We start from the raw sequence: 12,362 nt of genomic DNA on the forward strand, positions 1-12,362 counted from the left end.
TACGGCCCCGTGGTCAACGCCGCGCACAAGGCGCGCGTTGAGAACTGGATCCAGACCGGCGTCGATGAGGGGGCCGAACTGGTCGTCGACGGGCGCGGGTTTACCTTGCAGGGGCACGAACAGGGCTTCTTCATCGGGCCAAGCCTGTTCGACCGGGTGACCCCGCAGATGAAGAGCTACCAGGAGGAGATCTTCGGCCCGGTGCTCCAGATCGTCCGCGCGCCCGATTTCGAGAGCGCGCTCAAGCTGCCGAGCGACCACCAGTACGGCAACGGCGTCGCGATCTTCACCCGCAACGGCCACGCCGCGCGCGAATTCGCGTCGCGGGTCAACGTCGGCATGGTCGGCATCAACGTGCCGATCCCGGTGCCCGTCGCCTATCACAGCTTTGGCGGGTGGAAGCGTTCGGCGTTCGGCGACATCAACCAGCACGGCATGGAAGGCGTCCGTTTCTGGACCAAGACCAAGACGGTGACCCAGCGCTGGCCCGACGGTTCGCCCGACGGCGGCAACGCCTTCGTCATTCCGACGATGGGGTAAGGCGGGCGGCCGTGTCCGATCGTACCCACGCATCGTCTGGATCGCCGTTCGAGGCGAGCATCGGTTTCAGCCGCGCGATCCGCGTCGGTGATCGCATCCTCGTCTCCGGCACCGCGCCGATCGAGGATGACGGCAGCTCCACTGAGGGCGATGCCGAGGCGCAGGCGGAGCGATGCTTCGCGATCATCGTGCGCGCGATCGAGCAACTGGGCGGATCGGCGGAGGATGTGGTGCGCACGCGGATGCTGCTGGTCGATGCCGCCGATGGCGATGCGGTCGGGCGCGCGCACGGCCGCTGGTTCGCCGATGTGCGTCCCGCCGCGACGATGCTAGTGGTGGCCGGCCTGCTCCGCCCCGAATGGCGTGTGGAAATCGAGGCGGAAGCGATGTTGGGGAGAGAAAGTTGAAATATGTGGTGGCGATAGCGGCCCTCACCGCGCTGGCGGGCTGCTCCGATCCCAAACCGACGGTGCCCGACGTCGAGCAACGCAACAACGAGGCGGCCGCGAATGTGGCGGCGACCGTGGAAACACCCGCTGCTGTGGTCAACGCGGCCGCGCCCGCCAACGGCAAGGACGTCGCTGTCGGCGAGATTCCGGCGGAGCTGCGTGGTCGCTGGGGCATGGGGCCGGAGGATTGCGAGCCGGGGCGAGACGACGCGAAGGGGCTGATGACGGTGGAGCGCGCGACGCTCGATTTCTATGAATCGCGCGCGAAGCTCGGCACGATCCACTCTGCCGATGCGCGGACGCTCGACGCCGATTTCAATTATTCCGGAGAGGGAGAGACCTGGACGCTGCGCGTGATGCTCGCGCTCGACAGCGACGGCGCGCTCACCCAGTTTGAACTTGGGGACGGTGCGTCTCCCGAACCTCTTCACTATCAGCGGTGCCCGGCATGACCAACCAGTTCGACCTGACCGACGACCAGCGCGAGATCCAGGAACTCGCGCGGCGCTTCACCGCCGATCGCATCACGCCGTTCGCGGCGGAATGGGATGAGAAGCACATCTTCCCGCGCGATACGATCAAGGCGGCGGCCGAGCTGGGCTTCGCCGCGATCTATGTCAGCGAGGAGAGCGGGGGGATCAACCTCGGCCGGCTCGAATCGGCGATCATCATGGAGGCGATGGCCTATGGCTGCCCGGCCACCAGCGCGTTCATCTCGATCCATAACATGGCGTCGTGGATGATCGACCGCTTCGGATCGCAGGGGGTGAAGGACAAATACCTGCCTGATCTGGTCACGATGGAGCGGCTGGCGAGCTATTGCCTGACCGAACCGTCGTCGGGCTCCGACGCGGCGGCGCTCAAGACCCGCGCGGTACGCGACGGCGATCATTATGTCGTCACCGGCAGCAAGCAGTTCATCTCCGGCGGCGGCGAGAACGAGGTCTATGTGACGATGGCCCGCACCGGCGAGGACGGGCCGAAGGGCGTGTCCTGTCTGGTGATCGAGAAGGACATGGCCGGCGTGTCGTTCGGCGCGCAGGAGCGCAAGCTGGGCTGGCATGCGCAGCCGACCGCGCAGGTGATCTTCGACGGCGTGCGCGTGCCGGTGGAGAATCTGGTCGGTGGTGAGGGCGAGGGCTTCCGCATCGCGATGATGGGGCTGGATGGCGGCCGGCTCAACATCGGCGCCTGCTCGCTGGGCGGTGGGCAGCGGTGCCTCGATGAGGCGATCGCCTACACGCGCGATCGCCAGCAGTTCGGCAAGGCGATCGCCGATTTCCAGAATACGCAATTCACTCTGGCCGACATGGCGACCGATCTGGAGGCGGCGCGGGCGCTGCTCTACATGGCGGCGGCCAAGGTGACGGCGAACGCACCGGACAAGACGCGCTTCGCGGCGATGGCCAAGCGGCTGGCGACCGACAGCGGATCGGCGATCGTCGACCGCGCGCTCCAGCTTCACGGCGGCTACGGCTATCTGATGGATTACCCGATCGAACGGTTCTGGCGCGATTTGCGCGTCCATTCGATCCTTGAGGGCACCAACCAGGTGATGCGGATGATCGTCGGGCGGGAGTTGACGCGGCAATGACCGACGACGTCCTGACCTTTGTCGACGGGCGCGTCGGGCGGATCCGGCTTAACCGGCCCAAGGCGATCCACGCGCTCAATCACGACATGTGTCTTGCAATGCTCGACTCGCTGGCGGCGTGGGAAGCCGATCCGGCCGTCGAGGCGGTGCTGATCGACCATGCCGACGGGCGCGGGTTCTGCGCCGGCGGCGACATCCGTCTGATCGCGGAGAGCGGCGCGGGCGACGGCAGCGCCGCGCGGGCGTTCTTCTTCACCGAATACCAGCTCAACCACCGGCTGTTCACTTATCCCAAGCCGGTCGTCGCGTTCATGGACGGGATCACGATGGGCGGCGGTGTCGGCATCAGCCAACCCGCCAAATACCGCGTCGCGACCGAGAATACGCGCTTTGCCATGCCGGAGACCGGGATCGGGCTGTTCCCCGACGTCGGCGGCGGCTGGTATCTGTCGCGGCTCGCGGGGCGGATGGGGCAATTCCTCGCGCTGACCAGCCATCGGATCGACGGGGCGGAGTGCCTCGCGCTCGGCTTGGCCAGCCATTACCTGCCGGCGGCGGCGCTGGAGGATGCCAAGACGCGCATCGCCGCAGCGCCGGGCGAGATCGACGCGATCCTCAACGATCTGGCCGCACCCGCGCCGGAAGCGAAGGTGCTGGCGCTGCGCCCCGACATCGACCGGCTGTTCGCCGCCGACACGCTGGAGGCGGTGCTCGCCGCGCTCGAGGCCGACCCCGGCGAATGGGCGCAGCAGCAACTCGCGATCCTGCGCACCAAATCGCCGCAGGCATGCAAGGTCTCGCTGCGTTTGCTGGCGGAAGGCGCGGCGATGCCCAGCTTCGCCGATGAGATGCGCCAGGAATATGCCGTCGCAGCCCGTGTCACCGTGCTGCCCGACATCGTCGAGGGTGTGCGCGCGGTGATCGTCGACAAGGACAACGCGCCGAAGTGGAACCCCGCGGCACCCGCCGACGTCACCGATGCGCAGATCGACGCCATCTTCGCCCCCTTGCCCGAACAGGAAGCCTGGACCCCCGCATGAGCTACGAAACCATCCTTGTCGAACAGCGCGGCGCCGTCACGCTGATCACGCTCAACCGCCCGCAGGCGCTCAACGCGCTCAACAGCCAGGTGCTCGCCGATCTGATCGCCGCGCTGGCGGCGTTCGATGCCGACGAGACTCAGGGCTGCGCGGTGCTGACCGGCAGCGAAAAGGCGTTCGCCGCCGGCGCCGACATCAAGGAGATGGCCGAAAAGGGCTTCGCCGACATGTACGGCAGCAACTTCTTCGCCGGCTACGACCGCGTCACCGCGACGCGCAAGCCGGTGATCGCCGCGGTCGCCGGCTATGCGCTGGGCGGCGGCTGCGAGCTGGCGATGATGTGCGATTTCATCCTCGCGGCGGATACGGCGAAGTTCGGCCAGCCCGAGATCAAGCTGGCGGTCTCCCCCGGCATGGGCGGATCGCAGCGGCTGACCCGCGCGGTCGGCAAGGCCAAGGCGATGGAAATGTGCCTGACCGGCCGGATGATGGGCGCGGAGGAGGCGGAACGCGCCGGGCTGGTCGCGCGGATCGTCCCGGCCGCCGATCTGGTCGACGATGCGGTCAAGACCGCCGCGACCATCGCCGCGATGGCGCCGCTGGCGGTCAAGGCGAACAAGGAGATGGTCGACGCCGCGTTCGAGACGACGTTGCACCAGGGTATCCAGTTCGAGCGCCGGCTGTTCCACGCGCTGTTCGGCACCGCCGATCAGAAGGAAGGGATGACCGCGTTCGTGGAGAAGCGTCCGGGGACGTGGACGGGCAAGTAATTTCGCCGCGCCCCCGGCAGCGGGGCGGGGTTATCGGTTCAGGAGAAAGCCGACATGGCACGTATCGCATTCATCGGGCTGGGCAACATGGGCGGCGGAATGGCCGCGAACCTGGCGAAGGCGGGGCACGACGTCCGCGCGTTCGACCTGTCGCAGGACGCGCTGGATCGCGCCGAGGCGGCTGGGTGCCTGCCGGTCGAGAGCGCCGCGGCGGCCTGTGAGGGTGCCGAGGCCGTCGTGACGATGCTGCCCGCCGGCAAGCATGTCGAGGCGGTCTATGCCGACAGCGTGTTCGCCGCGGTGCCCAAGACGGCGCTGATGATCGATTGCTCGACGATCGACGTCGCCACCGCGCGCCGCGTCGCCGATGCCGCCGCCGCCAAGGGGCTGACGATGGTCGACGCCCCGGTCTCCGGCGGGATCGGCGCGGCCAACGCGGGCACGCTGACCTTCATGGTCGGCGGGTCGGCGGCGGCGTTCGCGCGGGCGGAGGGCTTCCTCGCCAACATGGGCAAGGCGGTGATCCACGCCGGCGGCAATGGCGCCGGACAGGCGGCGAAGATCTGCAACAACATGATTCTGGGCGCGACGATGGTCGCGACGTGCGAGGCGTTCGTGCTGGCGCAGAAGTTGGGGCTCGATCCGCAGCGCTTCTACGATATCGCCAGCGTCAGTTCGGGCCAGAGCTGGTCGATGACCAGCTATGCGCCGCTGCCCGGCGTCGGACCGGAGACCCCGGCCGACCATGATTATCAGGGCGGGTTCGCCGCCGCGCTGATGCTCAAGGATCTGCGGCTGGCGATGGAGGCGGCCGCCACCGCCGACGCGCAGACGCCGATGGGCGCCAAGGCGGCCGAACTCTACGAACAATTCGTCGCCGCCGACCCGGGCCACCATGATTTCTCGGCGATCGTCCGGATGCTGGCCGGGGAATAGCCCGATCGCGCGCCGATCCGGCGGTTTCGGTCCTCGCGTTCGCCCGAGCTTGTCGAAGGGCTGCCCTTCTTCTTCCGAAGAACAGTGCGGTGCTCCGACAAGCTTTGTCGGGGAGGGAGAGGTGTCGTATTCCTGCCCCTGACCTGACGCTCAAGGCTCTGGCCGGGCGCAGGAACCCGCCGCCTATCGCGCCGGGCAGCTCGATGCCGGACCCGCGACAATGTCCAGGCAGCGCCCGTCGACCTCGCCGGGCTTGAGCGGCATTCCGATCACCCCGGCCAGGGTCGGGGCGATATCGACGGTTTCCACCGACAGCGGCTGTTCGAAGCCGGTGATGCCCTTGCGCCAGAACAGCATCGGCACGCGGCGGTCATAATCCCAGTAGCTGCCATGCGTCGCCGTGGATCCGCGCGTCGGGTCGGGGATCGGCGTCACGCGCGGCTTCAGCGCGATCATGAAATCGCCCGACCGTTCGGGATCATAGGATTCGCGGGCGCGTTCCAGCAGCGTCCACGTTTCGGGCGGACTGTGCGGCTGCGGGGTGGCGGCGACCTGCGCGGCGGTGAACACCGCCTGCACTTGCGGGTGCGCGGCGATGATCCGTATCGCCTCCGTCATCACGCGATCATGCTGCGGCTTGGGCAGCGCCGGGTCGATCCACACATCGCCCATCGGGCCGCCGCGCAGAACGTCGCCGGTCAAGCCCAGCTTGGCGGTGACCACGTCGTTGACCGCCTTGATCCGCAGCGCCGGGTCCATCCGTTGCGCGGTCGGCGCGGCGTCCTCGCGGTTGCGCTCGGGCAGGTCGTGCCCGCCGTGATCGGCGGACAGCCCGACGACATAATCCACGCCCGTCGCGTCGAGCACGTCAAAGAAATCGCCCAGATCGCGGTCGAGCGAGGCGAGCTGAAGGCACATCTCCAGCCCTTCGGTGCCATAGGTGTGGCCGACATAGTCGGTGGCCGAGGCGCCGACCGAGATGATGTCGGGCGCATTGCCCTGGCCCAGCTTCATGTCCTGGATCAGCGCTGCGGCCAGCGCCAGCGTGGCGCCGTCGAACTCGGGTGAAGCGCGGTAGCGCGTCGCATCGCCCGCCTCCCGCGCGAAGCGTCCTGCGCCGACGGTCTTGCCCGCGCCGATCGGGATCGCACGGTCGTGCGGCTTGCAGAAATCGGGCACCTCCAGCGCGGGCTGGGCGGTGGCGATGCGCTGGGCGACGGCGGCGTTCGCGCGGGTGACCGCGCGTGGCTCGGCGCGCCCGGCATAGCTGACATAGGCCTTGCCGTTCCACCACCACAGCTCGTCGACCTTGTGCCCGCCCATCATCACCGCCGCGCGATCCTTGCCCGCGACCGAGACGACGCGGGTCTGCGGGTTCCACGCCTTCATCCGCTCTCCCAGCGTCGGCACCTTCAGATGTTTGTCGGACACGGTGTAGGCGGTGGACGTGCTGCCCGGCACGCTCTCGTCCTCGCTGCAATAGACGGTCTTGTCCTCGCGCGGCGTGCGGAAATCGACCCAGTCGTTGGCGATGATGCCGGTGCGCGAGGGGTGGTCTCCGGTCAGCAGGGTCGAATGGCCGGGGCAGGTCTCCGTCGCGGCGTGGCTCTGATAGCCGGAGGGAAACACCGCGCCCTGCTGCAACCGCGCGAACCCGCCCGACCAGCGGCTGCGATATTCGGCGAACAGGTCGGCGGAAAACTGGTCGACCGAGATGAACACGATCAGCTTCGGCGCGGGCGGCGGAGCGGCTGCGGCCGGGGCGGCAGCGTCCTGCGCCAGGGCGGGCGTGGCGACCAGCGCGGCGGCGGCGGCAAGGGAAACCAGCTTCACGACGAACCTCCGGATATGCAAAAAATCAGCCGACACGCTATGGGCGAGCGGTCAATGCGCGGCAAGGATTCGGGATCGATGCGGCTGGTTTCTTTCATTGTCGTGACGTTGCTGGCGCTGATCGCCTGGCCCGCCGCCGCGCAGGCGCCCGGCCAGCGCCATATCGCGATCGATCTGGTCGCGGAAAGCGACAGGCCGGCGGCGGGGAGCGAGGTCACGCTGGCGTTCGTGTCCCGCCCTCAGGCCGGCTGGCACGGCTACTGGCGCAACCCGGGCGACGCCGGGGTGGAGACGCAGGCTGCGTGGACGCTGCCCGCCGGGGTCACCGCCGGGCCGATCGTCTATCCGGTGCCCCACCGGCTGCTGATCGCGGGCCTGATGAATTATGTCTATGAAGGGCCGTTCACCCAGTTCGTGACGCTCACGGTACCGGCGGGGCTGGCGGCGGGCACCGCGCTGCCGATCGCGGTCAAGCTCGACTATCTGGTCTGCACCAATGAAATCTGCGTCCCCGAAAGCGCGTCGCTGGCAACCACGCTGACCGTCGGGGACGGCGCGGTCACGGCCGAGCGCCGCGCGGAATTCGATGGCTGGCGCCGGGCGATCCCCAAGCCGCTGGGCAGCCCCGCGACCTTCGCGGTCGACGGCGATCGTTTCCGGCTGGCTGTTCCCTTTCCCGCCGCCGCCGCGGCAAAGGACGTCTATTTCTTTCCGATCACCGACGGGGTGATCGATTACGCCGCGCCGCAGAGCGTGACGCGCGACGGCGATCTGCTGATGATCGAGACCAAGGCCAAGCCCGGTCGGCACCCGACGCTCGAGGGGGTTCTCCACACCGGCGACGGACAGGGGTTCTCGCTCACCGCCGCGCCCGGCGCGGTCGCCGCGCCGGCTCCAGCGATGGCGTGGAACGCAGCGCTGATCGCCTTTGCCGGCGCGGTGCTGGGGGGGCTGATCCTCAACGTCATGCCGTGCGTCTTCCCGATCCTCAGCCTCAAGGCGCTCAGCCTCGCCAAGGCGAACGCGGCGGAGGGCAAGGCGGAGGCCATCGCCTACACGTTGGGGGTGGTGCTGGTGTGCGTCGCGCTGGGCGGCGTGCTGCTGGCGTTGCGCGCCGGTGGCGCCAGCGTCGGCTGGGCGTTCCAGTTGCAGGATCCGCGCGTGATTCTGGTGCTGCTGCTGCTGGTCACCGGCATCGCCTTCAACCTTGCCGGGCTGTTCGAGCTGGCCGCGCCGGGGATGGCCAATCGCATGGCCGCCAGCGGGCGCGGCGGCGCGTTCATGACCGGGGCGCTCGCCGCCTTCGTCGCGACGCCGTGCACCGGGCCGTTCATGGGCGCGGCACTCGGCGCGGCGCTGGTGCTGCCGTGGTGGGGTGCGCTGGCGGTGTTCGCCGGGCTGGGGCTGGGGCTGGCGCTGCCGTTCCTGCTGATCGCCTTCATCCCCGCGTTGCGCCGCCGCCTGCCGAAACCGGGCGCATGGATGGAAACGATGCGCCGCATCCTGAGCGTACCGATGTTCCTGACCGCGCTGGCGCTGGCGTGGGTGCTGGGCAAGCAGGCGGGGGTCGACGGGATGACGATCGGCCTGGCCGCCGCGACGCTCCTCGCCGCCGGGCTGTGGTGGACCGGGCTGCGGCAGGCGAAGGGGCGGGCGCTGGCGTGGCTTCCGGGGACGGTCGCGGCGGTGATCGCGCTTGCCGCCGTCGGCGCGATCACCCGCGCCCCGCCGGCGCAGGCGGGTGTCGCGGCGTCCGGCGCCGAGCCGTTCTCCGAAGCGCGCCTCGCAGAACTGCGCGCGGCGGGACGGCCGGTGTTTGCCTATTTCACCGCCGACTGGTGCGTCACCTGCAAGGTCAATGAAAAGGCGGTGATCGAGACTGCCGCGGTGCGTGATGCGCTGGCGAAGGGCGAGGTCGCGGTGCTGGTGGGGGACTGGACCGACGGCGATCCGGTGCTCGGCCGTTTCATCTCGGCGCATAATCGTGCGGGCGTGCCGCTCTATTTATGGTATACGAACGGCCGGCCCAAACCGGAGGTGTTGCCGCAGCTGCTGACGCAGGCGATGCTGACCGGCCGGGCGGGAAGCTGAACCAACAAGGGAGACGGACATGAGACTGGCTTTCGCGACCATCGCACTGGCGACCGCGCTGGCGGTGCCCGCCGCCGCCGAACAGGTCACCGGCACGCCGGCCGGCAATTTCAAGCTCACCGACATGAGCGGTCGCACGGTCGAGCTGGCCCAGTTCAAGGGCAAGACCGTGGTGCTCGAATGGAACAACCCCGGGTGCCCGTTCGTGCAGAAACACTATAACAGCGGCAACATGCAAAAGACCCAGGCCGCCGCGCGCGCGCAGGGCGCGGTGTGGCTGACGATCAATTCGGGCGCGCCGGGCAAGCAGGGTTACATGACAGGTCCCGAGGCGCAGGCGTTCGTCGCCAAGGAAAAGGCCACTCCGACCAATTACCTGCTCGATCCGCGCGGCGTGGTCGGGAAGGGCTATGGCGCCAAGACCACGCCGCAGATGTTCATCATCGATGCGAAGGGTACACTGGTCTATCAGGGCGGGATCGACGACAAGCCGACCGCGAACACCGCCGACATCGCTACCGCGCGCAATCACGTGACGGCGGCGCTGGACGAGATGAAGGCGGGCAAGCCGGTGTCGGTGGCCGAAAGCCGGCCCTACGGCTGTTCGGTGAAATACCCGGAGAGCTGATCGGGAGAAGGTTCGCGCGAAGCCGTGAAGGCGCGAAGAAGATAAAGGGATTCCGCGCGGAGGATGCGGAGGTGCCCGCGCGTGGGTTCCGTTTCGCATCGGTGAGACCGCGGCTCTGGATGACGGCCGCTGGCGTGGCGTGGCGCGCGCTCGGCGTCCTCCGCGCCTCTGCGCGAACAGAAATCTTCGCGCCTTCGCGGCTTCGCGTGAACCACCCTTTTTGCCACTTGTGCATCGCAGCACTCGGGTGCAGCATGTGCCTCATGACAGGACCAAGGCGTTAGGCCCCGGATGAGCAACCGGGGCGCATTCGACGAGATCTGGGGCTTTGGCGGCCCGCCCGTCCGCCCTGAATTCGCCGCGCTCGGCCATTGGCTGGAACAGACGCCACAGGCCGACCTCGACCGCCGCCTCGAAGCCGCGGAGGCGACATTTCGCCAGCTGGGCATCACCTTTGCCGTCTATGGCGACGCCGACGCGGCCGAACGGATCATCCCGTTCGACATCGTCCCCCGCGTGTTCCTGGCCGATGAATGGGCGCGCCTGTCCGAAGGGCTGATCCAGCGCACGCAGGCGATCAACGCCTTCCTCGACGACATCTATGGCGCGCGACGCATCCTCGACGAAGGGGTGCTGCCGCCCGACCTGATCTACAACAATCCGCAGTTCCGGCCAGAGATCGCCGGCACGCGCCCGCCGCATGGCGTGTGGGCGCATATTTGCGGCATCGATCTGGTCCGCACCGGCGCCGACGAATTCTTCGTGCTGGAGGACAATGCCCGCACCCCGTCGGGCGTGTCGTACATGCTGGAAAACCGGGAGGCGATGATCCGGCTGTGCCCGGAACTGTTCCGCGCCTTTCGCGTCGCTGCGGTCGACAGCTATCCCGACATGCTGCTGGAGACGATGCGGTCGGTCGCGCCGCCGGGTGCGGGCGCCAGCCCGGTGTGCGTCGTGCTGACCCCCGGCCATTTCAACTCGGCCTATTACGAACACAGCTTCCTCGCCGATTCGATGGGGGTCGAGCTGGTCGAGGCGGCCGATCTGGTGGTAGACGACGATATCGTGTGGATGCGGACGATCGGCGGGCGGGTGCGGGTCGACGTGATCTATCGTCGGATCGACGACGATTTTCTCGATCCTCTGGTGTTCCGGCCTGAATCGCTGCTGGGCGTGCCGGGGCTGATCGCCGCCTATCGCGCTGGCAACGTCGCGCTGATCAACGCGCCGGGCAACGGCATCGCCGACGACAAGGCGATCTACAGCTATATGCCGGAGATCGTGCGCTTCTATTCGGGCGCCGAGCCGAAGTTGCCCAACGTCCAGACGTGGCGGTGCCGTGAGCCGGACTCGCTCAAATATGTGCTGGAGAACCTCGACGCGCTGGTGGTCAAGCTGGTCGACGGATCGGGCGGCTATGGGATGCTGGTCGGCCCGACCGCGAGCAGGGCGGAGATCGAGGCGTTCCGCGCCGCGCTGATGGCCAGTCCCGAGCGCTACATCGCTCAGCCGACGCTGGCGCTGTCGACCGTGCCGACAATGACCGCCGCCGGGCTGGCGCCGCGCCACGTCGATTTCCGCCCGTTCGTGCTGACCGGCAGCGACGGCGTGCGGGTGGTGCCCGGCGGGCTGACCCGCGTGGCGCTGCGCGAGGGATCGCTGGTGGTCAATTCCAGCCAGGGCGGCGGCACAAAGGACAGTTTCGTGCTGATGGCCGACAAACCGGCGGGGTCGTCCGGGCAGAGCCAATGGCCGGGCTAGCGCCTCACGCCGTTCCTCCCGGGAACGGGGAGGGGGACCGCGCGACGCAGTCGCGTGGTGGAGGAGGCCGTTCCACCGGCGATGCGCTCGCAGTCGGGCCCCTCCACCATGCGCAGGCGCGAATGGCCCCTATTCCCTTTCACGGGAGAAATGTGAGGGCGCGCCGATGCTGATGCTCTCCCGCACCGCCGCGTCGCTTTACTGGCTCGGCCGCTATGTCGAGCGGGCCGATTTCGTCGCGCGGCTGGTCGAGGCGACGATCCGGCTCGACGCCTTGTCGGCGCGCCCCGCTGGCGACGCCGCGTGGGCGTCGGCGCTCAGCGTCACCTACACCGACGAGGCGTTCGCGGCGTCCGGCAGCGAGATCAACCAGGCCAATGTCGCGCGGTTCCTGACGGTCGACGCGAACAACCCCGGATCGATCGTCCGTTGCCTCGACATGGCGCGCAACAACGCCCGCGCCGTCCGCACCGCGCTGACCCGCGATGCCTGGACCGCGATCAACCGCGCGTGGCTGGTGTTCAACGGGCGCGGGCAATCGGCCGGCACGATGGCGACGCTCAATCTGGTCGAGGCGGTCAAGGCGGAGACGCGCGGGTTCGAGGGGGCGATCCACTGGATGATGCGTAACCAGGCGACCTGGTTCATCCGGCTGGGCGCGGCGATCGAGCGGGCGGACAACACCGCGCGGCTGCTCGACGTCAAATATCACCTGCTGCT

At 68.5% G+C, this 12,362-nt stretch carries 12 protein-coding genes; 11 read left to right on the plus strand and 1 reads right to left on the minus strand.

Features of this window, described 5'->3' with window-relative positions:
• From VNR91_RS00370 to mmsB, 7 genes are all read left to right on the plus strand, one after another.
• On the plus strand, positions 1 to 540 hold a 540-nt coding region (locus VNR91_RS00370; RefSeq protein ID WP_325488812.1), incomplete at its 5' end, for an aldehyde dehydrogenase family protein.
• Between the two features lie 11 nt (positions 541 to 551).
• Positions 552 to 947 carry a RidA family protein gene (locus tag VNR91_RS00375; RefSeq protein WP_325488813.1) on the plus strand — a complete coding sequence of 132 codons (396 nt, stop codon included), beginning with the start codon at positions 552 to 554 and terminating at the stop codon, positions 945 to 947.
• Positions 948 to 955: 8 nt separating this feature from the next.
• Entirely contained in the window at positions 956 to 1,441 is a 486-nt protein-coding gene (locus tag VNR91_RS00380; RefSeq protein WP_325488814.1) for a hypothetical protein, read from the plus strand.
• Positions 1,438 to 2,583 (plus strand): acyl-CoA dehydrogenase family protein, encoded by a 1,146-nt coding sequence (locus tag VNR91_RS00385; protein ID WP_325488815.1) that lies wholly within the window; start codon positions 1,438 to 1,440, stop codon positions 2,581 to 2,583. The genes VNR91_RS00380 and VNR91_RS00385 overlap by 4 nt, the downstream gene beginning before the upstream one ends.
• Positions 2,580 to 3,623, plus strand: coding sequence for an enoyl-CoA hydratase/isomerase family protein (locus tag VNR91_RS00390; RefSeq protein ID WP_325488816.1), 1,044 nt, complete (start codon positions 2,580 to 2,582; stop codon positions 3,621 to 3,623). Before VNR91_RS00385 ends, VNR91_RS00390 begins: the two co-directional genes overlap by 4 nt.
• Positions 3,620 to 4,393, plus strand: coding sequence for an enoyl-CoA hydratase (locus tag VNR91_RS00395; RefSeq protein WP_325488817.1), 774 nt, complete (start codon positions 3,620 to 3,622; stop codon positions 4,391 to 4,393). The genes VNR91_RS00390 and VNR91_RS00395 overlap by 4 nt, the downstream gene beginning before the upstream one ends.
• A 54-nt stretch (positions 4,394 to 4,447) precedes the next feature.
• Positions 4,448 to 5,329, plus strand: coding sequence for a 3-hydroxyisobutyrate dehydrogenase (mmsB, locus tag VNR91_RS00400; RefSeq protein ID WP_325488818.1), 882 nt, complete (start codon positions 4,448 to 4,450; stop codon positions 5,327 to 5,329).
• Between the two features lie 183 nt (positions 5,330 to 5,512).
• Here the strand turns inward: mmsB and VNR91_RS00405 are convergent, their stop codons facing one another.
• Complete coding sequence (locus VNR91_RS00405; protein WP_414712352.1) at positions 5,513 to 7,156, minus strand: alkaline phosphatase family protein; 1,644 nt, start codon at positions 7,154 to 7,156, stop codon at positions 5,513 to 5,515.
• A gap of 84 nt (positions 7,157 to 7,240) precedes the next feature.
• Between VNR91_RS00405 and VNR91_RS00410 the strand changes: the two genes are divergently transcribed.
• The 4 genes from VNR91_RS00410 to VNR91_RS00425 all read left to right on the plus strand — a co-directional run.
• Positions 7,241 to 9,253: a protein-disulfide reductase DsbD family protein gene (locus tag VNR91_RS00410; protein WP_325488820.1), complete on the plus strand. Its 2,013-nt coding sequence runs from the start codon at positions 7,241 to 7,243 to the stop codon at positions 9,251 to 9,253.
• 19 nt (positions 9,254 to 9,272) lie between these two features.
• A complete protein-coding gene (locus VNR91_RS00415) occupies positions 9,273 to 9,881 on the plus strand; it encodes a thioredoxin family protein (RefSeq protein WP_325488821.1) in 609 nt (202 codons plus the stop codon).
• Positions 9,882 to 10,172: 291 nt separating this feature from the next.
• Positions 10,173 to 11,642, plus strand: a complete 1,470-nt coding sequence (locus tag VNR91_RS00420) for a circularly permuted type 2 ATP-grasp protein (RefSeq protein ID WP_325488822.1) — start codon at positions 10,173 to 10,175, stop codon at positions 11,640 to 11,642.
• A gap of 172 nt (positions 11,643 to 11,814) precedes the next feature.
• On the plus strand, positions 11,815 to 12,362 hold a 548-nt coding region (locus VNR91_RS00425), incomplete at its 3' end, for an alpha-E domain-containing protein (protein WP_325488823.1).

It is taken from the genome of Sphingomonas sp. (genome assembly GCF_035555815.1).
Taxonomy (GTDB): Bacteria; Pseudomonadota; Alphaproteobacteria; order Sphingomonadales; family Sphingomonadaceae; genus Sphingomonas.

Bases quoted from the DNA above. Each gene is read 5' to 3' on its own strand.
- VNR91_RS00385 (WP_325488815.1), top strand. From the start codon at position 1,438: ATGACCAACCAGTTCGACCTGACCGACGACCAGCGCGAGATCCAGGAA.
- VNR91_RS00390 (WP_325488816.1), top strand. From the start codon at position 2,580: ATGACCGACGACGTCCTGACCTTTGTCGACGGGCGCGTCGGGCGGATC.
- VNR91_RS00395 (WP_325488817.1), top strand. From the start codon at position 3,620: ATGAGCTACGAAACCATCCTTGTCGAACAGCGCGGCGCCGTCACGCTG.
- mmsB (WP_325488818.1), top strand. From the start codon at position 4,448: ATGGCACGTATCGCATTCATCGGGCTGGGCAACATGGGCGGCGGAATG.
- VNR91_RS00410 (WP_325488820.1), top strand. From the start codon at position 7,241: ATGCGGCTGGTTTCTTTCATTGTCGTGACGTTGCTGGCGCTGATCGCC.
- VNR91_RS00415 (WP_325488821.1), top strand. From the start codon at position 9,273: ATGAGACTGGCTTTCGCGACCATCGCACTGGCGACCGCGCTGGCGGTG.
- VNR91_RS00420 (WP_325488822.1), top strand. From the start codon at position 10,173: ATGAGCAACCGGGGCGCATTCGACGAGATCTGGGGCTTTGGCGGCCCG.